The 26,197-nt window shown below is 71.1% G+C and carries 24 protein-coding genes and 1 tRNA gene; 11 read left to right on the plus strand and 14 right to left on the minus strand.

Annotation, left to right across the window (positions count from 1 at the left end; genetic code table 11):
• Window positions 1-48: 48 nt before the first annotated feature.
• Entirely contained in the window at window positions 49-2,031 is a 1,983-nt protein-coding gene (locus tag FS825_RS04520; protein ID WP_260981020.1) for an MDR family MFS transporter, read from the minus strand.
• On the opposite strand from FS825_RS04520, the gene FS825_RS18555 reads away from it, so the two are divergent.
• From FS825_RS18555 to FS825_RS04530, 3 genes are all read left to right on the plus strand, one after another.
• Window positions 2,030-2,227: a hypothetical protein gene (locus FS825_RS18555; RefSeq protein ID WP_186377126.1), complete on the plus strand. Its 198-nt coding sequence runs from the start codon at window positions 2,030-2,032 to the stop codon at window positions 2,225-2,227. The genes FS825_RS04520 and FS825_RS18555 overlap by 2 nt on opposite strands.
• A 27-nt stretch (window positions 2,228-2,254) precedes the next feature.
• Window positions 2,255-3,208: a phosphotransferase family protein gene (locus FS825_RS04525; protein WP_144711310.1), complete on the plus strand. Its 954-nt coding sequence runs from the start codon at window positions 2,255-2,257 to the stop codon at window positions 3,206-3,208.
• A gap of 73 nt (window positions 3,209-3,281) precedes the next feature.
• Complete coding sequence (locus tag FS825_RS04530; RefSeq protein WP_144711311.1) at window positions 3,282-3,743, plus strand: hypothetical protein; 462 nt, start codon at window positions 3,282-3,284, stop codon at window positions 3,741-3,743.
• Window positions 3,744-3,757: 14 nt separating this feature from the next.
• Here the strand turns inward: FS825_RS04530 and FS825_RS04535 are convergent, their stop codons facing one another.
• The 3 genes from FS825_RS04535 to FS825_RS04545 all read right to left on the minus strand — a co-directional run bounded on the left by FS825_RS04535 (window position 3,758) and on the right by FS825_RS04545 (window position 6,408).
• Window positions 3,758-5,206: a flotillin family protein gene (locus FS825_RS04535; RefSeq protein ID WP_144711312.1), complete on the minus strand. Its 1,449-nt coding sequence runs from the start codon at window positions 5,204-5,206 to the stop codon at window positions 3,758-3,760.
• Window positions 5,207-5,373: 167 nt separating this feature from the next.
• Window positions 5,374-6,201, minus strand: coding sequence for an ammonia-dependent NAD(+) synthetase (gene nadE / locus FS825_RS04540; RefSeq protein WP_144711313.1), 828 nt, complete (start codon window positions 6,199-6,201; stop codon window positions 5,374-5,376).
• Between the two features lie 39 nt (window positions 6,202-6,240).
• Window positions 6,241-6,408: an NADP-dependent isocitrate dehydrogenase gene (locus FS825_RS04545; RefSeq protein ID WP_144711314.1), complete on the minus strand. Its 168-nt coding sequence runs from the start codon at window positions 6,406-6,408 to the stop codon at window positions 6,241-6,243.
• A gap of 425 nt (window positions 6,409-6,833) precedes the next feature.
• Between FS825_RS04545 and FS825_RS04550 the strand changes: the two genes are divergently transcribed.
• The 3 genes from FS825_RS04550 to FS825_RS04560 all read left to right on the plus strand — a co-directional run bounded on the left by FS825_RS04550 (window position 6,834) and on the right by FS825_RS04560 (window position 10,400).
• Window positions 6,834-7,277, plus strand: a complete 444-nt coding sequence (locus FS825_RS04550) for a MarR family winged helix-turn-helix transcriptional regulator (RefSeq protein ID WP_222126888.1) — start codon at window positions 6,834-6,836, stop codon at window positions 7,275-7,277.
• A 177-nt stretch (window positions 7,278-7,454) separates the two neighbouring features.
• Complete coding sequence (locus tag FS825_RS04555) at window positions 7,455-8,903, plus strand: MATE family efflux transporter (protein WP_144711315.1); 1,449 nt, start codon at window positions 7,455-7,457, stop codon at window positions 8,901-8,903.
• Window positions 8,904-9,260: 357 nt separating this feature from the next.
• Window positions 9,261-10,400 carry an AI-2E family transporter gene (locus FS825_RS04560; RefSeq protein ID WP_144711316.1) on the plus strand — a complete coding sequence of 380 codons (1,140 nt, stop codon included), beginning with the start codon at window positions 9,261-9,263 and terminating at the stop codon, window positions 10,398-10,400.
• A gap of 471 nt (window positions 10,401-10,871) precedes the next feature.
• Here FS825_RS04560 and argG read toward each other — a convergent pair whose 3' ends face one another.
• The 8 genes from argG to FS825_RS04600 form a co-directional block, all read right to left on the minus strand.
• Window positions 10,872-12,314 (minus strand): argininosuccinate synthase, encoded by a 1,443-nt coding sequence (argG, locus tag FS825_RS04565; RefSeq protein WP_144711317.1) that lies wholly within the window; start codon window positions 12,312-12,314, stop codon window positions 10,872-10,874.
• Window positions 12,315-12,407: 93 nt separating this feature from the next.
• Window positions 12,408-13,472 (minus strand): carboxypeptidase-like regulatory domain-containing protein, encoded by a 1,065-nt coding sequence (locus tag FS825_RS04570; RefSeq protein ID WP_144711318.1) that lies wholly within the window; start codon window positions 13,470-13,472, stop codon window positions 12,408-12,410.
• Window positions 13,473-13,596: 124 nt separating this feature from the next.
• Window positions 13,597-13,668, minus strand: a tRNA-Arg gene (locus tag FS825_RS04575).
• Between the two features lie 13 nt (window positions 13,669-13,681).
• Complete coding sequence (locus tag FS825_RS04580) at window positions 13,682-14,785, minus strand: epoxide hydrolase family protein (RefSeq protein ID WP_144711319.1); 1,104 nt, start codon at window positions 14,783-14,785, stop codon at window positions 13,682-13,684.
• 121 nt (window positions 14,786-14,906) lie between these two features.
• Window positions 14,907-15,941, minus strand: coding sequence for an AraC family transcriptional regulator (locus tag FS825_RS04585; protein WP_144711320.1), 1,035 nt, complete (start codon window positions 15,939-15,941; stop codon window positions 14,907-14,909).
• Between the two features lie 213 nt (window positions 15,942-16,154).
• Window positions 16,155-16,649 carry an HNH endonuclease gene (locus FS825_RS04590; protein WP_144711321.1) on the minus strand — a complete coding sequence of 165 codons (495 nt, stop codon included), beginning with the start codon at window positions 16,647-16,649 and terminating at the stop codon, window positions 16,155-16,157.
• A 364-nt stretch (window positions 16,650-17,013) separates the two neighbouring features.
• Entirely contained in the window at window positions 17,014-18,021 is a 1,008-nt protein-coding gene (locus FS825_RS19065; protein WP_144711322.1) for a C40 family peptidase, read from the minus strand.
• A 236-nt stretch (window positions 18,022-18,257) separates the two neighbouring features.
• Window positions 18,258-18,953, minus strand: coding sequence for a metal-dependent transcriptional regulator (locus tag FS825_RS04600; protein ID WP_144711323.1), 696 nt, complete (start codon window positions 18,951-18,953; stop codon window positions 18,258-18,260).
• Between the two features lie 186 nt (window positions 18,954-19,139).
• Between FS825_RS04600 and serC the strand changes: the two genes are divergently transcribed.
• The gene (serC, locus tag FS825_RS04605) at window positions 19,140-20,255 is read left to right on the plus strand and encodes a phosphoserine transaminase (RefSeq protein WP_144711324.1); all 1,116 of its coding nucleotides are present in this window, start codon (window positions 19,140-19,142) and stop codon (window positions 20,253-20,255) included.
• An 84-nt stretch (window positions 20,256-20,339) separates the two neighbouring features.
• Here the strand turns inward: serC and FS825_RS04610 are convergent, their stop codons facing one another.
• Window positions 20,340-21,101 carry a DUF3027 domain-containing protein gene (locus FS825_RS04610; RefSeq protein ID WP_144711325.1) on the minus strand — a complete coding sequence of 254 codons (762 nt, stop codon included), beginning with the start codon at window positions 21,099-21,101 and terminating at the stop codon, window positions 20,340-20,342.
• Window positions 21,101-21,478: a cold-shock protein gene (locus tag FS825_RS04615; RefSeq protein ID WP_144711326.1), complete on the minus strand. Its 378-nt coding sequence runs from the start codon at window positions 21,476-21,478 to the stop codon at window positions 21,101-21,103. The genes FS825_RS04610 and FS825_RS04615 overlap by 1 nt, the downstream gene beginning before the upstream one ends.
• Window positions 21,479-21,534: 56 nt before the next feature.
• Here FS825_RS04615 and FS825_RS04620 point away from each other — a divergent pair, with 56 nt between their 5' ends.
• The 4 genes from FS825_RS04620 to FS825_RS04635 are packed head-to-tail and all read left to right on the plus strand — an operon-like array spanning window position 21,535 to window position 26,126.
• Window positions 21,535-21,834 carry a hypothetical protein gene (locus FS825_RS04620; RefSeq protein WP_144711327.1) on the plus strand — a complete coding sequence of 100 codons (300 nt, stop codon included), beginning with the start codon at window positions 21,535-21,537 and terminating at the stop codon, window positions 21,832-21,834.
• A gap of 29 nt (window positions 21,835-21,863) precedes the next feature.
• Window positions 21,864-23,624, plus strand: coding sequence for a helicase-associated domain-containing protein (locus tag FS825_RS04625; protein ID WP_144711328.1), 1,761 nt, complete (start codon window positions 21,864-21,866; stop codon window positions 23,622-23,624).
• A 57-nt stretch (window positions 23,625-23,681) separates the two neighbouring features.
• Complete coding sequence (locus FS825_RS04630) at window positions 23,682-25,379, plus strand: DNA repair helicase XPB (protein WP_144711329.1); 1,698 nt, start codon at window positions 23,682-23,684, stop codon at window positions 25,377-25,379.
• Window positions 25,380-25,430: 51 nt separating this feature from the next.
• Window positions 25,431-26,126 carry a response regulator transcription factor gene (locus tag FS825_RS04635; RefSeq protein WP_017888045.1) on the plus strand — a complete coding sequence of 232 codons (696 nt, stop codon included), beginning with the start codon at window positions 25,431-25,433 and terminating at the stop codon, window positions 26,124-26,126.
• Window positions 26,127-26,197: the final 71 nt, after the last annotated feature.

A 26,197-nucleotide genomic window follows, 5' to 3' on the forward strand; every position in this document is an offset into this window, starting at 1 on the left:
GCCGGACGGGCCCTCCCACGGTTCGTCGTGGGAGGGCCCGGCTCGCGACTACTGACCCGATCCGGTCCGCTGGACGGGGATCGACCCGGTGACGGGTGCCGTGGGCGAGCCCATGGCGTCCGCCGCCTTGACCGCCTGGACCTCGAGGTCGTCCGCGGTGTGCTCCTGGTCGGCCTGCTCCTGCAGGGCCGAGCTCTTGCGGAGCGGCGGCGCCTTGAAGAACCAGCTGAGGACGAAGGCCAGCAGGATGACCGCGAAGCCGACCCAGTAGACCGTGACGGCCGAGGAGTTGAACCCGGTCATGAACGGCCGCGTGAGGGCCTTGTCCGCGCCGTTGAGGTAGGACGTGTCACTCGTCTCGGAGCTCGAGCTCGCACTGGTGCCCGTGCCCTTGTCGATCTGCTTCGACAGCGCCGGTGCGAGGTCGTCGACCCAGTAGGTGCGCTGGGCCGCGTCGGACCAGTCGACGACGAGCTTGCCGTCCTGCACGCTCGCGTGCGCCTTGTCGGCGGCCGCGGTGAGCGCCTGCTGCTGGACCGCCTCGGGTGCGCCGGCCGTGGCCGTCGTCACCTGCGCGGTCGCGGCGTCGAGGCCGGACTGCACGCGCTGCTTGATCGGCGTGACGATGGGGTTCCAGATCTGGTCCATGACGCCCTGGTTCGCCTTGGCGCTGGCGACCGTCGGGTTGAGGGCGGCGTCGAGCGCTCCGGTCAGGTTCTTCTCGTCCGCCGTGGCGTGCAGGATGTTCGCCGGCATGATCGAGAACAGGACGCTCAGGAGCACCGCGGTGCCGAGCGTGCCACCGATCTGGCGGAAGAACGTCGCCGAGCTGGTCGCGACGCCCATGTCCTTCGGCTGCACCGAGTTCTGCGAGGCCAGGGTGATGCTCTGCATGAGCTGCCCGAGGCCGAGCCCGATGAGGAACATGCCGATCATGAGGAACCAGAGCGGCTTGTCGATCGTCATGAACGTCAGGACGACGTAACCGAGCGAGACGAGCGCGGTGCCGATGACCGGGAAGATCCGGTACCGACCCGTGCGGGCCACGATCTGGCCGGACGCGATCGAGGCGATCATGAGGCCACCGATCATCGGCAGCGTCGCGAAGCCGGACTCGGTCGGCGTCAGGCCCGTGACGATCTGCAGGTAGAGCGGGATGGTCAGCATGGCGCCGAACATCGCGAAGCCCACGAGGAAGCCGAGGACCGTGGCCATCGAGAAGACGCCGGAGCGGAACAGCTTGAGCGGGATGATCGCGTCGTCCTTCATGAGCGTCTCGACGACGAGGAAGGCGACGAGCCCGAGGGCACCGACGACGTAGCAGGCGATCGCGCCGGCCGAGCCCCAGCCCCAGGTGCGGCCCTGTTCGGCCACGAGGAGGAGCGGGACGAGCGTCACGATGACCGAGGTCGCGCCCCACCAGTCGATGCGCGGCTTCGCCTTGGCGTCACCGAACTTCGGCAGGTGCAGGAACGCGATGACCATGAGCAGTGCCGCGACGCCGATCGGCACGTTGATGAGGAAGACCCAGCGCCAACCGGTGATGCCGAGGATCGTCGTCGCGCCGGCGAACAGACCGCCGATGAGCGGGCCGATCACGCTCGAGATGCCGAACACCGCGAGGAAGTACCCCTGGTACTTGGCGCGCTCACGCGGGGCGAGGATGTCGCCCATGATCGCGAGCGGGAGCGACATCAGCGCACCGGCCCCGATGCCCTGGAAGGCGCGGAACGCCGCGAGCATGATCATCGACGTCGACATCGTCGAGAGCAACGAGCCGAGGATGAACACCGCGATGCCGAAGATGTAGAGCGGGCGACGGCCGAAGACGTCGGAGAGCTTGCCGTAGATCGGCGTGGTGATGGTGCTCGCGATGAGGTACGCGGTCGTCACCCAGGCCTGCTGGTCGAGGCCGTGCAGGTCGTCGCCGATCGTGCGGATCGCCGTGCCGACGATCGTCTGGTCGAGGGACGACAGGAACATGCCGGCCATGAGGCCGTAGATGACGAGGAGGATCTGGCGGTGCGACATGATCGGCTTCCCCGGCGCGCTGGCCGGTGAGCTCGATCGTCCGCGCTGTACCTCGACGGGTGCGGTGGCAGTGGACAATGCGATTCCTTCTGTGGTGCGTTCGTGCTTGGGTCACGCGTTTTTGCAGATGCTGCAACATTACACCCGCCGCAGGTTTGCTGCCACCGCAAAGTTGCTCATCGTGCAGGTTCCTTGAACGCCTTCTCAGTTACCGTGGTGCGGCATGGGACGGACGACCTGGACCGATGTGCCGACGACGCTGCGGAACGACATCGAGACCCTGCTCGGGGGTGCGGTCCTCCACGCCGCGTCCCAGGCGGGCGGGTACTCCCCCGGCGGCGCCGATCGCGTGACGACGGCGACCGGGCGGCGGGCGTTCGTGAAGACGCTCTCCCGGTCCCGCAACGCGGACGGCTTCGCGCTGCACGAGCAGGAAGCACACGTCGTGGCGCAGCTCCCACCGACGGTCCGAGCACCCCGGCCGATCGGCACGCTGCGCGAGACCGTCGACGGTGACGACTGGATCGCCCTCGTGTTCGAGGACGTCGACGGCGGCCACCCCGGCGCCGCGGGCGACGGCTCGGACGTCACCGCCGTGCTCGACGCCCTCGACACGCTCCCCCTGGCGACGGGGAGACTCGCCGAGCTGCCGAGGGTCGCCGACGAGCTGGCCGACGAGTTCGGGGCGTGGGACCGGATGCTCGCCGAGGGGCTCCCCGCGACGGTCCCGGCCCACGTCGCGGCCGCCGCCAGTAAGTTCGGCCGTGCAGCTCGCAATGCAGCAGCCCTGATCGACGGGGAACACCTCGCGCACGTCGACTGCCGCGCCGACAACCTGCTCGTCGATGCGGACGGCCTGGTCTGGGTGGTCGACTGGCCGTGGGCGTCGGTCGGGGCGCACTGGCTCGACCCGCTGACCCACCTGCTCGATGTGCTCGTCCGCGGTGAGGATGCCGACGTCGAACGGCACCTCGCCGAGCACCCGGTGTTCGCCGGACTGTCGGCGGACACCGTGGACGCCGTCCTCGCCGCGCTCGCCGCGCTCGCCGGGACGTTCCTCGAGAAGGGCGCAAGGCCCGCCGTCCCGAACATGCCGACCCTCCGCGACTTCCAGCGGCTCGAGGGGGTCACCGCGGCGGAGTGGCTCCTCCGCCGGTGGGACGGGCGCGGGCGCTGACCGGACGCCGACACCGGGTCTCGGTACCCCGACACTGAGGAACCACCGGGCCCCGGCGCGTACGGTCCTCGTCATGACTGACGAGCACGACAGCCCGCGTCCGGAAGACGACGCTGCGCGCCTCGGACTGGTCGTCGTGGGCGAGGCAGCGGCGCTGCACTCGGGCGACGACGCGGCTCTCGACGCGAGCGAGCAGAACATCCGCGACACCATCGACGAGATGATCGACGAACCCCTGACCGAGCGGCAGGAGCAGGTGGTCGAGCGGCTGGCGGCAGCCGGGGGCACGCTCACCGCGGGGCTCAGCGGAGCGCTCGCCGCCCAGACGGGGAAGAGCGTCGACGACGTCCTCGAGGGCGCGGCGCGCAGCGTGGTGTGGCAGCAGCGCCTGGCGGCCGAGCGCGACGAGCAGGGCGAGCCGGGCGACCACGACGGCCGGGTCGAGCGAGACGGCCTGGTCGGGCGGGGCGAGCGCGAGGACGCTGGCGGCCAGCACCGCGACCGCCGCGAGGACGACGGGCGCGGCGAGGACTGACCCCGGCCGCGCGGCTACTCGGCGGCGTCGAGCGCCTGTTCCCGCGCGACCGCGCGCGCCGCGGCCTGGCCCGTGGTGGTGCTCTTCACGATGTCGCTCAGCGTGAAGCCCGCGGTGGCCCCGAGGAGGGCGTCCACCTCGCTGAACTGACTGACGACGCTCTTCGACAGCGAACCCGCACCATCCGACGAGACCACGGTGAGCGAGTCGATGTTGCCCATCGGAGCGGCGAGTTCCCGCGCGATGCTCGGCAGGGTCTCGATCGCCTTGACCCGGAGCACCGCCTCGGAGTGCTGGGCGAGCGCGTCCGCCTGCGCCTTCGTGGCGTCGGCTTCGGCCTGACCCTTGGCGCGGATGGCATCGGCGGCGGCTTCACCCTCGGCGCGTGATGCGTCGGCGGCGAGCTTGCGGGCGTCGGACTCGGCCTTCGCCTCGGTTGCGATCGCCTCGGCCGAGATCCGGCGGGCCTCCGCCTGGGCACGGGCCGTCTCGACCTGTGCGGCTGCTGCAGCTTCGGCCTCGACGCGGGTCTTGCGCGCCTGGGCCTCGGCCACCGCGGACACCTCGGACTCGAGCTCGGCGCGACGGAGCTCGGCACGCTTCTGGGCGGTGAGCTGTTCCTGCTCCACGACGCCCTGCGCCGCACGGGCCTGGGCGAGCGGGCCCGCGGCGGCGGCCTCGGCGGAGGCACGGTCAGCGTCGAGCTGCAGCGCGGCACGACGGATCGCGAGGGTGTTCTCGGCCTCGGCGATGGCCTGGTCAGCGGTCGCACGGGCTTCCCGGGCTTCGCGGTCGGCTTGCGCCTCGGCGTTCTCGGCTTCGAGCCGGACGCGTGCGCGCTCGGCGCGACCGAGGTCGCTGATGTAGTCGTTTCGGTCTGAGATGCCCTTGATCTCGAAGGAGTCGACGTCCAGCCCCTGGCTGTGCAGGGCGTCCTTCGCGACGTCGAGCACGGCGACGGTGAGCTGGTCGCGGTTCCGGATGATCGTCGACACGTCGGTCGCGCCGATCGAGGCACGCAGGGAGCCGGACAGGACTTCCCGCGCGAAGTCGTCGATCTTCTTCTCCTGCCCGAGGAACCGCTGGGCGGCAGCCCGGATGGAGGCGTCGGCCTCGCCCACCTTGACGAGCGCCACGGCCTCGACGTCGATCGTGACGCCGCGGGAGTCCTGCGCGTTGACGTTGATGTCGATCGCGCGGGAGCTGAGCGAGAGCTTCGCGACCTTCTCGAAGAACGGCCGCACGAGGACGCCGGCGCCGAGCACCACCTTGATGCCGGACTCCACCGTCTCGGTGCCGTCGGCGTTCTTGACCTTGCGGGAGCGCTTGCCGGTGATGATGAGCGCTTCGTCGGCACCGGCGTTGCGGTACACGACCTTCGCGTAGACCAGCGCGATGACCGCGAGGACGATGATCCCCACGACGATCAGCGGGACGGCTCCGAGCGCGAACAGGACTTCCATGACTCCCCCTCCGGACCAGGCGCCAGCCTGGATTCCGCATCTGTTGTTCCGTTGTCTTCCATCCTAGGACGACGCGCGGACAGACGTGGGGACAGACCTGCGGACAGACGGGAGGCGCGGTGCAGGATCACCTGCACCGCGCCTCCAGGACGGACCAGCGTCAGCGTCTAGGCGCCCGCACGCCACCAGTCGTCGAACGGCGTGGCCGGCACCTGGCGCTTGTGCTCCGTCGCGCGGTAGCGCGACTCGATCGCCTCCGCGACCTCGACCGGCACGTCGTGGCCCTGCAGGTAGGCGTCGATCTCGGCGTAGGACAGACCGAGGTTCGCCTCGTCCGTCTGACCGGGCGTCTCGTCGAGGAGGTCCGCGGTCGGGGCCTTCTCGTACAGGCGCGCCGGCGCACCGAGGTGCTCGAGCAGCTGACGCCCCTGGCTCTTCGACAGGCCGGTGAGCGGGGTGAGGTCGACACCGCCGTCGCCGTACTTCGTGAAGAAGCCCGTCACCGCCTCGGCCGCGTGGTCCGTGCCGACGACGAGCAGACCGCGCTGCCCGGCGACGGCGTACTGCGCGACCATCCGCATGCGTGCCTTCACGTTGCCCTTGACGAAGTCGCTCAGCTCGACGCCGGAGGCCGCGGTGTCCTGCACGACGCCGTCGACCCCGTGCTCGATGTTCACCGTGATGCCGGGGTCGGCACCGATGAACTGCAGGGCGAGCTGCGCGTCGTCCTCGTCCGCCTGGACGCGGTAGGGCATCCGGACGGTGGTGAACTCGGCGGCGTGCCCCTCGGCCCGGAGGGACTCGACGGCGAGCTGGGTCAGGCGACCGGCGAGCGTGGAGTCCTGACCGCCGCTGATCGCGAGGAGGAAGCCCTTGGCGCCGGTGGTGAGCAGGTAGTCACGGAGGAACCCGACGCGACGGGCGACCTCCTGCTCGGGGTCGATGGTCGGCTGGACGTTGAGGTCCGCTGCGATGGCGGCTTGGAGTTCACGCACCACCCCAGTATCCCGCTGCTCCGCCGCGGTGCACAGGGTTCAGTGGACGGGTTCCGTGCCGATCGGCCGGATGGTGTTGTCGTGGTCGGCGCCGATCGCGCACGTGCAGACGACACTGATCGTCTCCTCGCCCCGCGTGAGCCGGAAGCGCTCGACGTGCGGCGGCCCGACGCGGCGGTCGAGCGGGTGGGTGTCGTGGTCGTGCACGGTGGTCCTCACTTCGCGGGCCGGGAGGGAGTCGGTGCGGTGGGGACCCGAACCACCACCGCACCGGCGGGCCCGCGGCGACCCGAACGAGCCGCGGACCCTGCGGGTCGGGCGCCGGTCGGTGCCGACGCCCGAGCGGGTCAGGTGCGTCGGGAGGCGTCCGCGCGGAGCGCCGTGCGTGGTGCGGTGCGTGGCATGGTGCCTCTTCCTCCGGCGGAGCGCAGGCCCCACCGCTGATCCGTCCCCCGCGGATGCAGGGCCCGTCGGGTCCGCTGGTCGGACGGACCCGGTCACTCGATGCGCGGCTGGTGAGACCGCGTTCCTGTGCAATCTACAAGCCATCGGTCGCGGGAGGGCGATACCCCCGTTCGGGGGCAACACTTCGATGGTTGACAGTTAGAGATCGAATGGTTAGTGTTCTGACCATGACGCAGCAGGCACCGCGACTCGACACCCCCCTCCAGCAGATGCGCTGGATCGGGTGGGCGCAGCGCAAGGCAGCCGAGGAATGGGTCCGCGAACGCGAACTCACCCAGGAGCAGAGCTTCGTGCTCGGCTACCTGCAGCGCACCCCCGGGGCGATCCAGCGGGACATCGCCGACATCACCCGGACCAGTGCGGCCAGCGTCTCGAGTCTCCTGCAGGGACTCGAGCGCCGCGGGCTCGTCGAACGCCGGGCGGACGCCGAGAACGCCCGGACGAAACGCGTCTTCGCCACCGACGAGGGGATCGCCCTCATCGCCGGCTTCGAGGACGCGATGCTCGCCCTCGACGACGTCCTGCTCGCCCCGCTCGACGCGGACGAGCGTGCCACGCTGCAGGCGCTCCTGCAGAAGGTGACGGCCGAACTGCCGGAACCCACCCGCTAGGGCCGATCCGCCCAGCGCACCACGTGCCTCCAGGCCGGTCCTGGAGCGCGCCCCACCCGACCGCGTCGGCACCCGCCGATCGCGTCATCAGTCGCGCCCGCGCGCACCGGCTCCCGCCGGCGTGCGATCCGGCGTGCGATCCGCCGTGCGATCCGTCGCGCCCCGAAGGAGTCCACCATGAGCAGCACCGCCACCACCGAGCCGCCCGAGCTCGGCACCGCCGCAGCGAAGAACCGCTGGTACCTCTCCGCCGCCCCCATCGGCCGCGCCCTCGTGCACCTCTGCGTGCCGATGGCCGCCGCGATGGTCGTCAGCGCTGTGTACAACGTCATCAACGCGGGCTTCATCGGCTCGCAGCACGACACGTCGCTCCTCGCCGCGATCACCTTCGGCACCCCGCTCCTCGGCCTCATCATGGCCGTCGGCGGCGTGTTCGGTGTCGGCGGGAGCGCCCTGATGTCCCGCATGCTCGGTGCGTCCGAGCACGACCCCGCGAAGGCCCGGGACATCAAGCGCGTCGCGTCCTTCGCGCTCTGGGGCGCCGTCGTCACGGGAGCCGTCCTCGCCGTGGTGGGCCTCGTGTTCCTGCAGCCGCTCGTCGCGGTCCTCGGGGCGGACGCGGCCGCGGTCCCGGCCACGAGCGCGTACGTCGCCGTCATGCTCGCGTTCGTGCCGGTGCTCGCGGCGTCGTTCGCGCTCGAGCAGATCGTCCGGTCCGAAGGCGCCGCCCGCCAGGCGATGATCGGGCTCGTCCTGTCCACCGTCGGCAACCTCGTGTTCGACGTGCTCTTCATCCTCGTGCTGCACTGGGGCGTCGCGGGTGCCGCGCTCGCAATCGGGCTCGGCAACGTGATCGCGATCGGCTACTGGATCGTCTGGCTCCAGCGGAACAGCGAGAACGTCAGCTTCGCGCCGAAGTGGTTCACGCTCCGCCCCGACGTCCTGAAGGGCGTGTTCGGCATCGGCGCCGGGGAACTCCTGCAGTCCGGGTTCCTCATCGTCACCACCCTCGTGCTCAACAACCTCGCCGCCGGGTACGGGGACGACCCGCTCGCCGCGATGGGGGTCGCCGTCCGGATCGCCCAGGTGCCGGAGTTCCTCGTGATGGGCGTCACGATCGGCGTCCTCCCGCTGCTCGCCTACGCGTTCGGCAAGGGCGACGCGGCACGGCTCCGGTCGGCGCTCCGCGGTGCGGCGTTCACCGTCGGGACGATCGTCCTGGTGTTCTCCGGCACGGTGTTCGTCTTCCGGGAGCCGGTCTTCACGATCTTCTCCGGCGACCACTCGGTGCTCGCGATCGGTCTGACCATCCTCACGGCACAGCTCGTCGCGACGATCGTCAACGGTTTCACGGGGCTCCTCACCTCGCTGTTCCAGGCGACCGGGATGGTGCTGCCCGCGATGGTGCTGTCGATGGCGCAGGGCGTGCTGTTCATCCCCATCGTCATCGTCGGCAACCTGTGGTTCGGGCTCGCCGGGATCATCTGGGCGCTCACCGTCACCGAGGTCCTGGTGTTCGTCGCCGCCCTCGTGCTCTGGCTCGGGTCCCGCGGACGGATCGCGCGGGGGCTCGCCGAGGGTTCGCCGGAGCGGGCGGACGCAGCGCTCGAGGAGGCCGCCGCCTGAGCGCGGTGCCTACGAGAGCACCAGCTCCAGCAGTGAGCCGGCCTGCGGCGGTGCAGGGGTGCGGGTCGAGCTCTCGAAGAGCTCGCGGATCGAGGTGCACGGACGGGTGGTGGCGGTCACGACGACCAGCCCTTCGTCGGAGTGGTGCGCACTCCGGATTCGACCGGGCCGTCCCGATGTGCCAGACCCCGCGGACCGCGAGGTGCATCTGGACGTCGGAACCCTGTGTCGGCCCGGTGACGTCAGGCTACTGCTCCCCCTCCGCGCTGCCTCGGTCGCGTCCAGAACACGCACCGGCGCCGACCGCATCGGCCCGCCGGTACGGTGGGCGGGCACACCCGTACCCCGAGGAGCCCCATGCCCCTGTTCGGCAGTCACCCGCCCGTCCACCACGACGCACCACCTACCGAGGTGTCGAAGAAGTGGTCGGACTCGTTCGGCGGCATCGCCACGAGGTGCCTGCAGGCGATCATCGTCCTCGTCATCGTGATCGGCATCGTCTACGCGGCGGCCACCCTCAGCGTCGTCACGATCCCCGTGCTCCTCGCGCTCATCATCGCGTCGGCGATGCACCCCGTCGTCTCGTGGCTCCGCCGGCACCGGGTGCCCTCCGTCCTCGCGACGCTCGCCGTCCTGATCGGCGTGCTCGTGGTGCTCGCGCTCGTCGGCTGGCTCATCGTCGTCGCCGTGATCTCGCAGTGGCCGGACCTGCAGAAGTCCGCGGTTCGCGGCTTCGGACAGCTGCAGGACTTCGCTGCGACGCTGCCGATCTCGATATCCGACTCGCAGTTCGACGACGTCGTGAAGAGCGTCGAGGGCTTCCTGACGAGCTCGCAGTTCGGGTCGGGAGCCCTCGCCGGCGCCTCGGCCACCGCGAACTTCCTCACGGGTCTCGTGCTCATGGTCGTCGTGCTGTTCTTCTTCCTCAAGGACGGCCCGGCGATCTGGGAGTTCCTGCTCCGTCCGTTCTCCGGCGAGCGCTACCGACGCGCCCGTCGTGTCGGTGACCGGGTCGTGCACACCCTCGGCGGCTACGTGCGCGGCACGGCGACCGTGGCGGCGGTGGACGCGGTCGGCATCGGAGTCGGTCTCGCGATCATCGGCGTCCCGTTGGCGCTCCCCCTGGCCGTGGTCGTGTTCATCACGGCGTTCATCCCGATCGTCGGTGCGACGGCCGCGGGCATCCTCGCGGCGCTGGTCGCCCTCGTCGCGAACGGCCCCGTCGCGGCGCTGTTCGTCGTCGGCGTCGTCGTGCTCGTCAACCAGCTCGAGGGCAACCTGCTGCAGCCGGTCCTGATGGGCAAGACGTTGAAGCTGCACGGGCTCGTGATCCTCATCGGCCTGACCGCCGGGACCGTGCTCGCCGGTATCACCGGGGCGATCATCTCCGTGCCGCTGCTCGCTGCGGCGTGGGGAGCGATCCAGGTCTGGGACGGCCCGGACCAGCCGGCGCGGGCGTGGCGGCAGAAGCGCCCCGAGACGGCCGAGGCGCGCTGAGCGCTGGCGCGCCGCGCGGCGCGGCGCGGCGCGGCGCGGCGCGGCGCGGCGCGGCGCGGCGGCGGTGTGCGGCGTCGGCGTGTGCGCGCCCGAGCGTCGGCGCTCGACGTTCGACACAGCACCGGTCGATCGACGCGTGCCGTGTCGCACGATGCACACGCAACGGGTGCACGCGCATCGTGCGACGTCACGCGTGTCGATCGACGCGTGCGATGTCGCACCGCGTGCTCGAGACCGGTGCACACGCGCGAGGGCGACACCGTCGATGTCGCACGACAGCGGGTCTGTCGTTCCTGCGCGTCCGCAACAGTTGCACGCGCGCAGGAGCGACACCGTCGATGTCGCACGACAGCGGAGCCGTCGTTCCGCATCGGCACGCGCAACGAACACCCGCAGCAAGCACGACGAAGGGCCCCGGCGCATCGCCGAGGCCCTTCGTCCTGTCAGTCGACAGTCGTCAGTCGTCGTTCGTCAGTCCGTACCGGAGTCGAACGCCGCACCCTCGGACGCCAGGTCCGTCCGGCGTCCCAAGGCGTCGTCCGCGTCGGAGGTGACCACGGCCCCGCCGAGGATCTCCTCCGCCTCGCCCGACTCGAGCTCGCCGACGAGGTCACCCGTCGCGCCGCCGATCAGCCCGGCCGCCGCGTACTGCTCGAGCCGCGACCGCGAGTCCGCGATGTCGAGGTTCCGCATGGTGAGCTGGCCGATCCGGTCGTCCGGACCGAACGCGGCGTCACCGACGCGCTCCATCGACAGCTTGTCCGGGTGGTAGGACAGCGCCGGGCCCGTGGTGTCGAGGATCGTGTAGTCGTCACCGCGGCGGAGGCGCAGCGTGACCTCGCCGGTGACCGCCGACGCGACCCAGCGCTGCAGGGACTCACGGAGCATGAGGGACTGCGGGTCGAGCCAACGCCCCTCGTACATGAGTCGCCCGAGCCGCCGGCCCTCGTTGTGGTACGACGCGACGGTGTCCTCGTTGTGGATCGCGTTGAGCAGGCGCTCGTACGCGATGTGCAGCAGTGCCATGCCCGGCGCTTCGTAGATGCCGCGGCTCTTCGCCTCGATGATGCGGTTCTCGATCTGGTCGGACGCACCGAGGCCGTGGCGACCGCCGATCGCGTTCGCCTCGTACACGAGCGCGACGGCGTCGACGTACTCGACGCCGTTGATCGCCACCGGGCGGCCGGCTTCGAAGCGGACGCTCACTTCTTCGGTGGCGACTTCGACGTCGTCACGCCAGGCGGCCACGCCCATGATCGGCTCGACGATGTCCAGGCCGCTCGAGAGTTCTTCGAGGCTCTTCGCCTCGTGCGTGGCACCCCAGATGTTGGCGTCCGTCGAGTACGCCTTCTCGGTGGAGTCGCGGTAGGGAAAGCCGCGGGCGACGAGCCACTCGCTCATCTCCTTGCGACCGCCGAGCTCCGCGACGAACTCCGAGTCGAGCCACGGCTTGTAGACGCGCAGCCGCGGGTTCGCCATCAGGCCGTAGCGGTAGAACCGCTCGATGTCGTTGCCCTTGTAGGTCGAGCCGTCGCCCCAGATGTCGACGCCGTCTTCCTTCATGGCGCGGACGAGCATCGTGCCCGTCACCGCGCGGCCGAGGGGCGTCGTGTTGAAGTACGTCTTGCCGCCGGAGCGGATGTGGAAGGCGCCGGTCTGCAGCGCGACGAGGCCTTCTTCCACCAGGGCGCTCTTCGCGTCGACGAGTCGGGCGATCTCGGCGCCGTACTCGTGGGCGCGGCTCGGGACGGCGTCGATGTCCGGCTCGTCGTACTGGCCGATGTCGGCCGTGTACGTGCAGGGCACCGCTCCCTTCTCGCGCATCCAGGCAACGGCGCAGGAGGTGTCGAGGCCCCCTGAGAACGCGATGCCGACTCGTTCGCCGACGGGGAGACTGCTCAGGACCTTGGACACGGGGTCAATCGTACGGGGAGTCGGGCCAGCACTACCGTCCAGCGCGACGGTTGTGGAGAACTCGGTCGCGCTGCACCGACGGGAGGGATCCGGTCAGCGCGTGCTCCAGAAGTTGATCGACCGGCTCTCGTCGCGGAAGACGACCGTGTGCGACGACGCCCGGTCCGCGACGGGTCGGTTGCCCTCGCCGCCGTACCAGTACGAGATCCACCGGTGCTGGCTCGGCGACCACCCGACGACCTCGACCTTGTAGCGCCCCGGGCTGAGCACCGTGCCGAACAGGCCGCCGCGCCCCGGGCTCCAGTACGTCATCGTCGTGTCGAAGGTGCTGCCGATGGACTCGCCGTACACGTGGACCCTGGCGTTCGTGAAGTCGGTGTCGAGCTGCGGGTTGACGATCCCGGTGAGGAAGACGCCCTCGGTCGAGCTGCCGTCGACCCCGTCGACGACCGTCTCGGCTCGCCCACCGACCTGGTGCGCGACCCGGACGTACGCCCGCTCGGCCGACGAGCCCGGATCGCGGTGGAAGCCCCACGACTCCGACTTGAGCGACGGCCACGCCGGCAACGACTCGTCGTGCGCGTTCACCTGCACGCTGTAGTCGTCGCTCGGCAGTCCGTGCACCCAGTAGTGACCGTCCGCACCGGTCACGGTGCGCTCGACGGTGCCGGTGTTCCACCCGCGGACGACCACGGCGGCACCGGACAGGTCCGCACCGTACGGGTTGTGGGCTGTCCCCCCGATCGACGCGCCCTTGCGCATCACCAGCACCACGGTGTCGTGCGCGCCGGCCGTCACCGTGACCCCGGCACGGTCGGACGGCAGCACGTCGTCGAACCCGTGCTCGCCGGTCTGCTCGCCGTGCAACGACCACGTCCCCGCGGGGACGTCGTCGAAGGTCAGACGGCCACGCTGGTCGCTCGTGGCCGTGTCCTCCACCGCCCCGTCACCTGCGCGGAGGTCGACCACCACGCCGCCCATCGCGAGCGGTTGCTTCTCAGGATCGGTGAGCATCACGGTGAGTGCGCCGTGCCCGGGCGCCGCGAGCGTCGCGGTCGGGTACGTCGGAGATGCGGTCGCTGCGGCGGGCACGGCCACGGCGCAGAACAGCGCTGCGGCGGTCGCGATCCCGGCCGTGGTCCATCGTCGTGCGGTCATGGCGGGCCCCTGATCCCTCGCGGGGACGGTCGGGCCCCGGTGACGAGGACACTATCCGCGCAAACGGCCCCCCGCACGACGGGGTCGGGACCGGTGCGGGATCGGGATCGGTGCCGGAACTGTGTGCCCCTGGAGGGACTCGAACCCCCAACCGTTTCCTTAGGACGGAACTGCTCTTCCATTGAGCTACAGAGGCTGGCCCGACCACTCTAGCGGCGGAACGGCTCCAGGAAGGTGCGGAGCTCGTCGACGAACAGCGTCGGCTGCTCGAACGCCGCGAAGTGCCCCCCGCGGTCGAGCTCGTGGTGGTACACGAGGTTCGTGGTCCGCTCGAGCCACTCCTTCGGCGCCCGGACGAGGTCGCCCGGGAAGATCGAGAACCCCGACGGCACCTCGACCCGACGCGCCATCTGTTCCGCCGGGACCGCAGCGTTGGCGTGGTACATCCGCATGGCCGAGCCGATCGTCTCCGTCGCCCAGTACTCGGTGAGGAGCGCCAGGACCTCGTCCCGCGTGTACACCGACCAGAGGTCCCCGTCGCAGTCGCTCCACGATCGGAGCTTCTCGACGATCCAGGCCGCGAGTCCGGCCGGGGAGTCGTTCAACGCGACCGCCACGGTTTGCGGCTTCGTGCGGTGCATCATCGCGTAGGCGCCTTCGGCCGTCCGCCACCGGTCGGTCTCGGCGACGAACTCGCGTTCGGCGTCCGACAGGGTGGCCGGGTCGAGCCCGGGCCACGCGAGTCCGCCGTCGATGCGGTGCACGGCGACGACCCGGTCCGGGTGGTCGAGCGCCAGGTAGCGGACCACGTGGGTGCCGATGTCGCCGCCGGAGACCGCGAACCGCTCGTACCCGAGCTCGGTCATCAACGTCGCCCAGAGTCCGGCGACCGCCCGGGCGTCGATCGGCCGCGGTGGGGCGTCGGAGAACCCGTAGCCGGGCATGTCGGGCACGATGACGTCGAAGCCGGCGTCCACGAGCATCGGCAGCACCTTCCGGTACCGCCACCCGGAGTCCGGCCAGCCGTGCGCGAGCAGGACCGGCAGCGCGCCGGGTTCGGCGGCACGGGCGTGCAGCACGTGCACGCGGATGCCGTCGACCTCGACCCGGCGCGACGGCAGGGCGGCGAGCTCCGCGCGGTGCGCTGCGAAGTCGAAGCCGTCGGCCCAGTACTCGACGAGCGACCGGAGTTCGTCGACGTCGACGCCGAGCGACCAGCCGGTCCCGGCCGGAGCGTCCGGCCAGCGCGTCGCGCGCAGTCGCGCGCGGAGGTCCGCGATGGTCGCGTCGTCGATCTCGGGCGTCTCGGTCATGGCGGCACGCTACGCGCCACGACCGACAGTCGGACGCCAGGCGCGGTGCGGCCCCGACCCGCGCCTCCAGACGGGCCCGACCCGCGCCTCCAGACCGCCGGATCCGCGCCGGTCTCCCGCGTCACCGACGCAGGGTGCTCTTCGGGTAGTCGCCGAACTGCCGGGCGTACTCGGCCGAGAACCGGCCGAGGTGCGCGAAGCCCCACCGCCTGGCGACCTCGGCGACCGTGGTCGTCTCCGGGGTGCTGCGCAGGAGTTCCTCGCGCGCCTGTTCGAGCCGGAGGAAGCGGTGGTAGGTCATCGGCGACATGCCGAACACGCGCTGGAACCCCTCCTGGACGCCCCGCGGGCTGAGCCCGGACGCCCGGGTGAGCTCCGACAGCGTGATCGGGTCGTGCAGGTGGGCGTGCACGTAGTCGAAGGCCTGACGCATCCGCGCACTCCGTTTGGTGAGCAGGGCGCCCGGCACGGGTCCGGTGTCCGGTGGCAGGAGCTCGAGGAACGCGTCCGCGATCGCGTGCACCGCGTCGTCCCACTCCGCGGAGGCGATCCCGCACGCCTCGAGCACGTGCGGCGCCGCGTCGACGGCCGCGCGCCACGCGTCGAGGGCCGCGGCGGTCGGCGGCGCGTACGGGTTGATCCGGAGCTCGCCGTCCGGCAGTTCCGACCGTGCCCCGGCGACGGACCGGACGAACGACCGGTCGAGGTGCACGAGCGCGATGTCGTGGTCGAAGGCCTCGAGGACGACGCTCCGGTCGGTGGACCACAGCGTCGGGCTGCCGTGCTCCATCCGGGCGGTGCTCGTCCGGAGGTCCGCGATGACGTCGCCGTGCCGCGCGGTCGACACCACGTAGTCGTCACTCGGCGCGAGGGTGCCACGGACGTACCCGCGCAGCTGCGACCGTCCGAGCCGGACCCGGTCGTCGCCGAGCACGAGGAACCGGAACGCGTACGCCCCGGACAGTGGACGGGTCCGCCAGTCCGTCCCGCCGAGGGTGGTGGGCAGCACGCGCAGGGCCGCCTCCGGGGTGTCGGCTGCGGCGGCGACGCGGACCGGCTGCGTCGTGGCCACGAAGTCGTCCGGGCTCGAACGGAGGTCGGGGCGGCCGCGCACTGGTGCGACGGTCGGTGGTTCGGTGGTGTGGGTCGCGCTCATGCGAGCACCTCTCCCGATCGCCGCCCCGGACGCTGGCTTCCCTGATGCCGGCTGGTGTCCGGACCGGAAGAACGGTGACTCGGAGGGTACGCGCCGACGGGGAAGGGGCTCTCAGCACCAGACCGGCTGGGAGCCGGCACAGAGCGGACGGGAGGCGCGGTGCCAGCCGGCACCGCGCCTCCCGTCCGTGAGGTGGTCACGTGAGCCGCGTCGTCACGCGGCCACGAGGTACTCGTCCCACTCCGACTGCGGCCGCTCGATCCCCCGCACCACCCAGGACGACCCGTGCGGCGCCTTCGGCCGGAACCGGAGCCGCCACCCCATCTCCTGCGGGGTGCGGTCGCCCTTCGTGTTGTTGCACGCCAGGCAGCAGGCGACGAGGTTCTCCCACGAGTCCTCGCCCCCGCGCGAGCGCGGCTGCACGTGGTCGATGGTCGTCGCGTGCCGGTCGCAGTACGCGCACCGGTTGGCGTCCCGGCGGAGGACCCCGCGCCGGGACACCGGCACGAGCCGGGAGTGCGGGATCCGCACGTACCGGGTGAGGATGATCACGGACGGACGGTCGTAGGTCGACGTCGAGCCCGTCACCGGGTGGTCGAGGTCGGCTGCGATGATGGCGGCCTTCTGGTTCATGACCAGCACGAGGGCCCGTCGGTCCGAGATCACCGCGAGGGGCTCGTAACCGGCGTTGAGGACGAGAGTGCGCATGGGTTCCCTTCCGACGTGCCTGGACGGCTTCCAGGCTGTGCGGGTGCGTCGGACCGGGGCGCCGTGCAGGTGACCTCCGCTCGCGCGAACGGCCCCTGAACCACGAAGAGCACCACCCGGATGGGCAGTGCTCTCGTCATGCAGGGGCGTGCTCGTGCACGCAGGCGGTGGTCGACCATATGTCGACGTGCGCGCGCCGACCCATGGTGCGGGTCGTGCGGAACGCTGACATGGGGTCTCCCTGCTCGGGCCGTTCGGTCCGGTGCAGGGTCAGGCTACGTCAGAAACCGGCCCGGCACGAGGGTGCGCGGGCCGGTTCCGGCGATGTTCACGGGATCGACGCGTCGACGTCGGGTCTGGCTGGTCAGATGCCGAAGCGGACGATGTGGTAGTCGCTGGTCCAGATCGGGCGGATCGACACGGAGCCACCGGGCTTCGGCGCGTCCATGATCATGCCGTTGCCCATGTAGAAGCCGTCGTGCGCCTCGCTGTTGAAGATGACGACGTCGCCCGGCTGCGCCTCGGACTCGGGGATGGTGGTCCCCGCCTGGTCCTGGAGCGGCACGGAGTGCGCGAGGTTGATGCCGTACTGGGCGTAGACGAACATGACGTAGCCCGAGCAGTCGAAGCCCGACGGGTCCGCGCCACCGAAGACGTACGGGGTGCCGATGTACTGCTTGGCGGTGGCGACCACGGCCGGCAGCGAGAACGGCGTGTTCGCGGCAGTCGCCGAGGCGACGTAGTCCGAGGCGCTCGGCCCGGTGTACGAGGCGTACTGCGACGCGGTCTGCGCGCGGGCGGCCTGGGTCGCTGCGGCGTTCGCGGCGGCCTGCTTCGCGGCGGCCTTCTGTGCGGCTTCGGCGTCGAGCGTGCTCTGCGCGGTGGCGCCGTACCCGTCGCGGCTGGTGCCGGCGAGCGCGACGGCGTCGGAGACGGAGAAGTTCTGGGCCTCGGTGGTGCGGATCTGGCGCTGCGCGTTCGCGGCGTCCGACGCGGTGGACTGCTGCGTGGCGGCGAAGGCCGGGGCGACCGCGACGGTGCCGAACATGCCAGCGGCGACGGTCAGCACGATCGGGGCGAGGAAGCGGCGCTTGCGGGCCACCGAGCTCGCCTTGGTCGAGGCGGCGGTGCGGGCGGCCTGAGCGGCCCGACGGCCACCGGGGAGCGGGGCGTCGCGGACGGGCGTCACGGTGCGGCGGGCGGTCGCGGTGCGGGGGCTCGCGGTGCGGGAGGTCGCGGCGCGGGTGGCGCGGGCCTCGCCGGTCTCGACCTGGCGAGCGGCTCGTCGCGAGAGCGGGGCGTCGGTGGCGTTCGCGGTGTTCGTCGGGTTCGCGGTCGTCTGGTCGTCCGCGGCGGAACCGGTCTGCGTCAAGGGTGGTGTCTCCGGCGTCTCGTCACCACCGCCCGCCGGGTGAGCGCGAGCCGTGGAACCCCATCCGTTCGTCATCGTTTCCGATCGAGACAGGAGACGGGTTCGAGACGTCCTGTCACGGGTCCTGGGCCTCGTGGGTGGCCTGCGGACTCGTCGAGTGTACGTGGCGACCGTTACCTTGTCGAGATGAAAACGCCCGTTGGTAACAGAACGGTAAAGAAGCCCTGATCAGAGGGTCAGGAGCGCTCGATGTAGACGTGCTGCGCGACCTCCGTCGGCAGCTCGATCCCCGCATCTTCGCCCTCGACGCGGACGGCGACGTACGCCCCGGCGCGCTGGACGCTCGCGACCCGGCCGGGCATGACGCCGGCCGACCGCAGCTGGTGGAGGAGCTCCGGCTCGAACTGCACGGGCTCGCCCAGGCGACGGATGACACCCGTGGCGACGGCGTCGGTGCCCTCGGTCGCCGCCACGATGTTCTGCACGCCGTCGAGGAACCCCGGCGCCGCCGGTCCGCCGATCTCGGCGAGGCCGGGGATCGGGTTGCCGTACGGCGACTCGGTCGGGTTGCCGAGCATCTCGAGCAGGCGGACCTCGACCTGCTCGCTCATCACGTGCTCCCAGCGGCAGGCTTCGTCGTGCACGAACGCCCAGTCGAGACCGATGACGTCGGAGAGCAGCCGCTCGGCGAGGCGGTGCTTGCGCATCACATGGGTGGCGCGGGACCGTCCTTCCCCGGTGAGCTCGAGGTGACGGTCGCCCGAGACGACGACGAGGCCGTCGCGCTCCATGCGGGCGATGGTCTGCGAGACCGTGGGACCCGAGTGGCCGAGGCGCTCCGAGATGCGGGCGCGCAGCGGCACGATCGCTTCTTCCTCGAGGTCGAGGATCGTGCGAAGGTACATCTCCGTGGTGTCGACGAGATCGGTCACGGTCCGCCTCTCATGTCTTGGCCAAGCGCGCCCCACCCTACTTGTTCGAGGCGACATGGAATGACCAACACTTGCGGGGTGCAAGAAAGTCCGTGGCACACACGGTCTGGAGGCGCGGTGCACGTCCGCCCCGTCCGGCCGGTGCACGGTCACGAGCGTTGGGATACCGCTCGTTAGGATCGGTGCATGGCAGACATCGTCATCCCGGCAGAGCTCCTCCCCACCGACGGCCGTTTCGGCTGCGGACCGTCCAAGATCCGCGGAGCGCAGCTCGAGTCCCTCGTGACGCGCGGAGCGACGATCCTCGGCACGTCCCACCGGCAGAAGCCCGTGAAGGACCTCGTCGGCAGCGTCCGACAGGGCCTCGCCGACCTGTTCGACCTCCCCGACGGCTACGAGGTCGTCCTCGGCAACGGCGGCTCGACCGCGTTCTGGGACGCCGCCGCGTTCGGCCTCGTCGAGCATCGTGCGGAGAACCTGTCCTTCGGCGAGTTCGGGTCGAAGTTCGCGAAGGCCGTCGCCGCCCCCTGGCTCGAGGCGCCGCACGTGATCGAGGCGCCGGGCGGCTCCCTCGCCGCGCTGGAGCCCGTGGCGGGCGTGGACGTCTACGCCTTCCCGCACAACGAGACCTCGACGGGCGTCATGGCGCCGGTCGTCCGCGCGGCCGGAGACCCCGGCGCCCTCACGGTGGTCGACGCGACGAGCGCGGCCGGCGGTGCCGCGTTCGACGTCAGCGCCACCGACGTCTACTACTTCGCGCCGCAGAAGAACTTCGCGTCGGACGGCGGCCTCTGGCTCGCACTGTTCTCCCCCGCCGCGATCGAGCGCGTGGAGCGGATCGCCGCGTCGGGTCGGTACATCCCGGAGTTCCTGTCGCTCAAGAACGCCGTCGACAACTCCCGCCTGAACCAGACCCTGAACACGCCGGCGCTCGCCACCCTCATCCTGCTGGACGACCAAGTGCAGTGGATCAACCAGTCCGGCGGCCTCGCCTGGGCCGACACCCGGACGAAGACCTCGTCGTCGACGCTCTACGACTGGGCGGGTTCGGTCGACTACGCGACGCCGTTCGTGACGGACCCCGCCGCGCGCTCGCAGGTCGTCGCCACGATCGACCTCGACGACTCGATCGACGCGAAGGCCGTCGCCGCGGCCCTGCGCCAGAACGGCATCGTCGACACGGAGCCGTACCGGAAGCTCGGCCGCAACCAGCTGCGCATCGCCACCTTCACGGCGATCGACCCGGACGACGTCGCGAAGCTCGTGCAGGCCATCGACTTCACGGTGAACGCGCTGCGCTAGCCCCGGCGCCACCCGGACGAACCACGAAACGGACACAGCACCGCGGGATCCCGTGGTGCTGTGTCCGTTTCGTGGTGCCGAGCGTCAGGCCCGGTGGTGCTCCGGGTCGAGCTCGCCCGGGTCGAGCCGGTCGGTGTCGAGGTCGTCGTCGGGGTCGACCGGGCGGACCCGGCGCGAGCGGCGGCGGGCACCGCGGGACGGGGCCGGAGTCTCGTCCTCGTCCTCGTCCTCGTCGTCGTCGTCGGTTTGGTCCTCGGCCGAGGCTGCGGCTTCGTCGAGCGCGTCGACGTCCACGCCGTCGATGTCGTCGTCCGTCTCGTCGAGGTCGTCCTCGTCGGTGTCGAAGTCGTCCTCGTCGTCTTCGTCGTCGGACTCGTCGTCGTCCGCGTCGTCGTAGTCGGCGTCCTCGTCCGGGTCGTCCTCGTCGGAGTCGTCGTCGGACTCGTCCTCGTCCTCGTCCCCGTCGAACTCGTCGTCGGACTCGTCGGAGTCCCCGTCGCCCTCGCCCTCGCCCTCGCCCTCGCCCTCGGCGTCCTGCCCGGCCCGGTACTCCGCCAGTCGCTCCGACCACGGCACCCACTCCGGCGCGACCAAGGACCCGTCACCGGGCATCAGCTCGACCTCGAGCACGGTCGGCTCGTCGCCGGCGACCTGGGCGATCGAGACCGTCCAGCGCCAGCCGGGGTAGCCGGGCATCCGGTTGGCGAAGAGCACGGAGACGACACCGTCGCCCTCGTCGACGGTGCCGGCTGCGGCCCCGACGGTCGACTCCGGCGTCACCTCGAGCAGCGCCTCTCGTGCGAGGGCGGTGAGGTCGCCGGAGGGAGTGGGGGAAGTGTCGGTCATCACGCGTCCAACTGGTCAGCGACGTGCCGCAGGATCGCGGCGATACGGGTGCCGTTCTTCGGGTACCGGCCGTGCCGGAAGTCCCCGCTGATCCGGTCGAGCTCCTTCACGAGGTCCTCGACGATCACCGCCATGTCGTCCGCCGATCGCCGCGACATCTTGGCGAGGGACGGCTGCGGGTCGAGGAGCTTCACGGACAGCGCCTGCGAGCCCTTCTTGCCCTGCACGACGCCGTACTCGAGCCGGGAACCGGCCTTGACCGACGTGACGCCGTCGGGCAGCGAGGACGCGTGCAGGAAGACGGGTTCGCCGTCGTCGCCGGTGATGAACCCGAACCCCTTCTGGTCGTCGTAGAACTTGACCTTGCCGGTGGGCATTCGTCGGTCTCCTCGTGGTCGTGGATCGGCCGTGGTGCGTCGGATATCCTGGGTCGATGGCCAAGCCGACCCGATCGACCGGGAACCCGCAGGACTCCGCGGAACCCCCGGTGACGTTCAATCGTACCGAACGCGCACTCGCGTTCATGGTCGGCGGGATCTTCATCGCCGCGTTCCTCTGCATGGCCGCGATGATCGTCATGTGGCTGACCGTCCCGAGCGCCCAGGGTTCGATGCCGTGGCCCGTCATCATGGCGATCCCGCTCATCGGCTTCCCGATCGGCATGGTCCTCGTCTTCACCCTGCTCGGCATCACCTGGACCCGCAGGGCCAGAGCCAACCGGACGGCGCGCTGAGGACCGGGCCCGACGACGAGCGGCGGACGATGACGACCACCGCAGACCTGGCCGCCCGGCTCCGGGCCATGCCCGACGACGCCCTCGAACGGCTCGTCGTGGCGCGCCGACTCCCGGCCGCGGTCCTGGCCGAGGCCGGTCCGCAGCGGGTCTCCGACTTCTTCGACCTGGCGGAAGCGCTGCGCACGGACGACGCCGTGGACGCCGCCGTCGAGCACCTGCCCCGACGGACGCTCCTCGCGTTGCGGGACGGCACCGGCGACGGCCAGGCGCTCGCACCGGCGGTCGCGCTCGGCCTGGCCGACGCCGACGGCGGCGTGGACGACGCGGTCGCGGCCCGTCTGGCCGCCCACCCGGACATCGCGGGACTGTCGGGAGGCGCGGCGCAGCCCCGCCCCGCAGGGCCGGCCCCGTCGTCGGGGGACGACGCGGCCGCCCGGACGGTGGGCTCCGAGCACGCGTTCGCGACGATGACGGTGCTCGCCGAGCTGCTCCGTGCGGTCGACGGCGGCGCGGTGCGCGAACTCGTCAAGGGCGGGATCGGCGCCCCGCTCGCGAAGACCCTCGGCGAGCGCGCCGGCGCCGACGCCGAGGTCGTGCCGGGCCGCCTGGCGCTCCTCGAACGGATCGGCTTCGCGGATCCCGACGCCGGCACCTGGACGACGACGCCCGCGGGCGACGCCTGGCTCGTCGCGAGCTGGCCGGACCGCTGGTCGACGCTGGTGTCGGCGTGGCGGGACTCCCTCGACGACGCCGTGCGGGACGTCCTCGACGCCGTCGGGGACGACTTCCGCGACCTCGTCGCCGCCGGGCGGTGGGCGTACCCGGCCGGCGCCCGGTGGCTCGACGCCGTCCTGCTCGACGTCGCCGGCACCGCCACCGCCCTCGGGGTGACGGTCGACGGCGTGGTCACGAGCACCGGCAGAGCGCTGCTCGACGGCGACCGGTCGCGCGCAGCGGACGACCTGCCGGCTACCGTCGACGGCGTCTACCTGCAGCACGACCTCACGGTGATCGCGCCCGGTCCGCTGGCCCCGACCGACGACGCCGCGCTCCGCGGGGTCGCCGTGCTCGAGGCCCCGGGGCTCGCCGCGCGCTACCGCATCTCCGAGGACTCCCTCCGCCGGGCGTTCCGCGCCGGGCAGACACGGGAGCAGGTGCTCGCGCTGCTCGAACGGCTGTCCGCGACGGGCGTCCCGCAGCCGCTCGCCTACCTGGTCGACCAGGTGTCGTCGCGCGACGGCAGCATCGTGGTGGACCTCGGCGGCGGGGGCGTCGGCTCCCGGGTGCACGGGACCCCGGACCAGCTCGACCTCATCGGCGTCGACGCGGAACTCCGACAGCTCGCCTGGGAGCGCAGCGACCTGACGACCCTGCTGACCCGCTACCCACCGCACGTCGTGCACACGGCGCTGGAGGACCAGCGCTACCCGGCCGTCCTGACCACCGCAGCCCGCCCGTCGACGGGATCCGCGCCTCCAGTCCGACGACGCGGTGGCGGACGCACGCCGGAACAGGCAGCGCACGCCCTCGTGGAGCGGCTCCGCGTCACGACGGAGCGCGGCGACGCCGAGCCGGAGCAGGAGTGGCTCGGGCGACAGATCGACCTCGCCGTCCGCGGGCGCACCCCGATCCGGATCACGGTCCGGATGCCGGACGGCTCCGAGCGACCGTTCTCGATCGTGCCGACGTCCGTCGCGGCCGGGCGCGTCCGTGGTCGGGACACCGCGGCGGACGTCGAACGGACGTTGCCGCTCTCCCTGGTCGTGGCTGTGGAGAGCGACGCCTGATCCACAGGGCGTCCGATCCGCGCCGCCGTGCAGCTGGGACGCCTAGGCTGATCCGTCATGAACGGACCGCTGATCGTGCAGAGCGACCGCACCGTGCTGCTCGAGGTGGCACACCCTGATGCCGAGGACGCGCGGCACGACCTCGCGGTGTTCGCGGAGCTCGAACGCGCGCCCGAACACGTGCACACGTACCGCATCACCCGGCTGGGGCTGTGGAACGCGCGCGCGGCCGGGCACGACGCCGAGAGCATGATCCACACGCTGGAGCACTTCGCGAAGTTCCCCGTGCCGCAGAGCGTGACGGTGGACATCCGCGACACGGTGGCGCGGTACGGACGGCTCGTGATCCGGCGCGAAGAGCGCCCGGACGCCCCCGTGATCGCGAACTCCCCGACCGAGGAACTCGAGCGCCAGCCCGTCCTGCTCCTCACCGCGTCCGAGGCGTCGGTCCTGGCCGAGGTCATCCGGTCGAAGCGGATCAAGCCACTGCTCGGCGACATGCGCTCCTCGGAAGAGGTCGAGCTGCTGCCGTGGGCGCGCGGGCAGATCAAGCAGGAACTCGTCAAGCTCGGCTGGCCCGCCGAAGACCTCGCCGGGTACACACCAGGGCAGCCCCACCCGATCGACCTCGAGACGGCCGACTGGAACCTGCGTCCGTACCAGGAACAGGCGGTCGACACCTTCTTCGCGCAGGGCTCCGGCGTCGTCGTGCTGCCCTGTGGTGCCGGCAAGACCCTCGTCGGCGCCGGAGCGATGGCGACCGTCAAGGCGACCACGCTCATCCTCGTGACGAACACCGTGTCGGCCCGTCAGTGGCGGTCCGAACTCCTCCGCCGGACGACCCTGACCGAGGACGAGATCGGCGAGTACTCCGGCAGCGTGAAGGAGATCCGTCCGGTCACGATCGCGACCTACCAGATCCTCACGGCCCGGCGGAAGGGCGAGTACACCCACCTGTCGCTGCTCGACGCCCTCGACTGGGGACTGATCGTGTACGACGAGGTCCACCTGCTGCCGGCGCCGGTCTTCAAGCTGACCGCGGACCTGCAGGCCCGGCGTCGCCTGGGCCTCACGGCGACCCTCGTGCGCGAAGACGGGCGGGAAGGCGACGTGTTCTCGCTCATCGGCCCGAAGCGGTACGACGCCCCGTGGAAGGAGATCGAGGCGCAGGGGTACATCTCCCCCGCCGCCTGCTTCGAGGTGCGCATCGACCTACCGCACCAGGACCGCCTCGAGTACGCCGCGTCGAGCGACGACGAGCGGTACCGACTCGCGGCGACGTCCCCGGCGAAGACCCCGGTCGTGCGCGAACTCATCGAGAAGCACCGCGGCGAGCAGATCCTCGTGATCGGTCAGTACATCGACCAGCTCGATGCGCTCGCCGAGTCGCTGGACGCCGCCGAGATCACCGGGTCCACGCCCGTCGACGAACGCGAGCGGCTGTACCAGGCGTTCCGCGACGGTGCGATCGACGTCCTCGTCGTCTCCAAGGTCGCGAACTTCTCGGTCGACCTGCCCGACGCCACCGTGGCGATCCAGGTGTCCGGGTCCTTCGGCTCCCGACAGGAAGAAGCCCAGCGGCTCGGTCGACTCCTGCGCCCGAACAAGGACGGCCTCCCGGCGTCCTTCTACACGCTCGTGACGCGGGACACCGTCGACCAGGACTTCGCGCAGAACCGGCAGCGGTTCCTCGCGGAGCAGGGGTACTCCTACACGATCCTGGACGCCGACCAGGTCCAGGCTGCCGTGGGCTGACGCACCAAACGCTCTCAGGAAACCACTAGGGAACGGTCAGATGATAGGCCCATGAGCGATGGCCCCAAGATCCTGATCGTCGACGACGAACCGAACATCCGCGACCTCCTGACGACCTCGTTGCGCTTCGCCGGCTTCGCCGTGCGTGCGGTGGGCAACGGTGCACAGGCGATCTCCGCCGTGCTCGAGGAAGAGCCGGACCTCATCATCCTCGACGTCATGCTGCCCGACATGAACGGGTTCGGCGTCACCAAGCGCCTCCGCTCCTCCGGGTACACCTCGCCGATCCTCTTCCTCACCGCGAAGGACGACACCGAGGACAAGATCACCGGGCTCACCGTCGGCGGCGACGACTACGTCACGAAGCCGTTCTCGCTCGACGAGATCGTCGCCCGCATCAAGGCCATCCTCCGTCGCACCATGAACGACGAGGAAGACGCGATCATCCGCGCCGGCGAGCTCACGATGGACCAGGACACGCACGAGGTGACGATCGGCGACGCGCAGATCGAGCTCTCCCCGACCGAGTTCAAGCTGCTCCGCTACCTCATGCTCAACCCGAACCGGGTGCTGTCCAAGGCGCAGATCCTCGACCACGTCTGGGAGTACGACTTCAACGGCGACGCCGGCATCGTGGAGTCGTACATCTCCTACCTGCGCCGCAAGCTCGACCAGTACTCGGCCGAGCCGATCATCCAGACCAAGCGCGGCTTCGGCTACATGCTCAAGGCGTCGAAGGCGTCGTAGGTCCGCACGGGCCCGTGCGGGCTCGTGTTCACGGCGGTCGTCCGGTTTCACCGGGCGGCCGCTGTCTATCG

This window comes from Curtobacterium pusillum (genome assembly GCF_007680845.1).
GTDB classification, from domain to species: domain Bacteria; phylum Actinomycetota; class Actinomycetes; order Actinomycetales; family Microbacteriaceae; genus Curtobacterium; species Curtobacterium pusillum_B.

Bases quoted from the DNA above. Each gene is read 5' to 3' on its own strand.
- FS825_RS18555 (WP_186377126.1), top strand. From the start codon at position 2,030: ATGATCGGCTTCCCCGGCGCGCTGGCCGGTGAGCTCGATCGTCCGCGC.
- FS825_RS04520 (WP_260981020.1), bottom strand. From the start codon at position 2,031: ATGTCGCACCGCCAGATCCTCCTCGTCATCTACGGCCTCATGGCCGGC.
- FS825_RS04525 (WP_144711310.1), top strand. From the start codon at position 2,255: ATGGGACGGACGACCTGGACCGATGTGCCGACGACGCTGCGGAACGAC.
- FS825_RS04530 (WP_144711311.1), top strand. From the start codon at position 3,282: ATGACTGACGAGCACGACAGCCCGCGTCCGGAAGACGACGCTGCGCGC.
- FS825_RS04535 (WP_144711312.1), bottom strand. From the start codon at position 5,206: ATGGAAGTCCTGTTCGCGCTCGGAGCCGTCCCGCTGATCGTCGTGGGG.
- FS825_RS04550 (WP_222126888.1), top strand. From the start codon at position 6,834: ATGACGCAGCAGGCACCGCGACTCGACACCCCCCTCCAGCAGATGCGC.
- FS825_RS04555 (WP_144711315.1), top strand. From the start codon at position 7,455: ATGAGCAGCACCGCCACCACCGAGCCGCCCGAGCTCGGCACCGCCGCA.
- FS825_RS04560 (WP_144711316.1), top strand. From the start codon at position 9,261: ATGCCCCTGTTCGGCAGTCACCCGCCCGTCCACCACGACGCACCACCT.
- FS825_RS04570 (WP_144711318.1), bottom strand. From the start codon at position 13,472: ATGACCGCACGACGATGGACCACGGCCGGGATCGCGACCGCCGCAGCG.
- FS825_RS04580 (WP_144711319.1), bottom strand. From the start codon at position 14,785: ATGACCGAGACGCCCGAGATCGACGACGCGACCATCGCGGACCTCCGC.
- FS825_RS04585 (WP_144711320.1), bottom strand. From the start codon at position 15,941: ATGAGCGCGACCCACACCACCGAACCACCGACCGTCGCACCAGTGCGC.
- FS825_RS04590 (WP_144711321.1), bottom strand. From the start codon at position 16,649: ATGCGCACTCTCGTCCTCAACGCCGGTTACGAGCCCCTCGCGGTGATC.
- serC (WP_144711324.1), top strand. From the start codon at position 19,140: ATGGCAGACATCGTCATCCCGGCAGAGCTCCTCCCCACCGACGGCCGT.
- FS825_RS04610 (WP_144711325.1), bottom strand. From the start codon at position 21,101: ATGACCGACACTTCCCCCACTCCCTCCGGCGACCTCACCGCCCTCGCA.
- FS825_RS04615 (WP_144711326.1), bottom strand. From the start codon at position 21,478: ATGCCCACCGGCAAGGTCAAGTTCTACGACGACCAGAAGGGGTTCGGG.
- FS825_RS04620 (WP_144711327.1), top strand. From the start codon at position 21,535: ATGGCCAAGCCGACCCGATCGACCGGGAACCCGCAGGACTCCGCGGAA.
- FS825_RS04625 (WP_144711328.1), top strand. From the start codon at position 21,864: ATGACGACCACCGCAGACCTGGCCGCCCGGCTCCGGGCCATGCCCGAC.
- FS825_RS04630 (WP_144711329.1), top strand. From the start codon at position 23,682: ATGAACGGACCGCTGATCGTGCAGAGCGACCGCACCGTGCTGCTCGAG.
- FS825_RS04635 (WP_017888045.1), top strand. From the start codon at position 25,431: ATGAGCGATGGCCCCAAGATCCTGATCGTCGACGACGAACCGAACATC.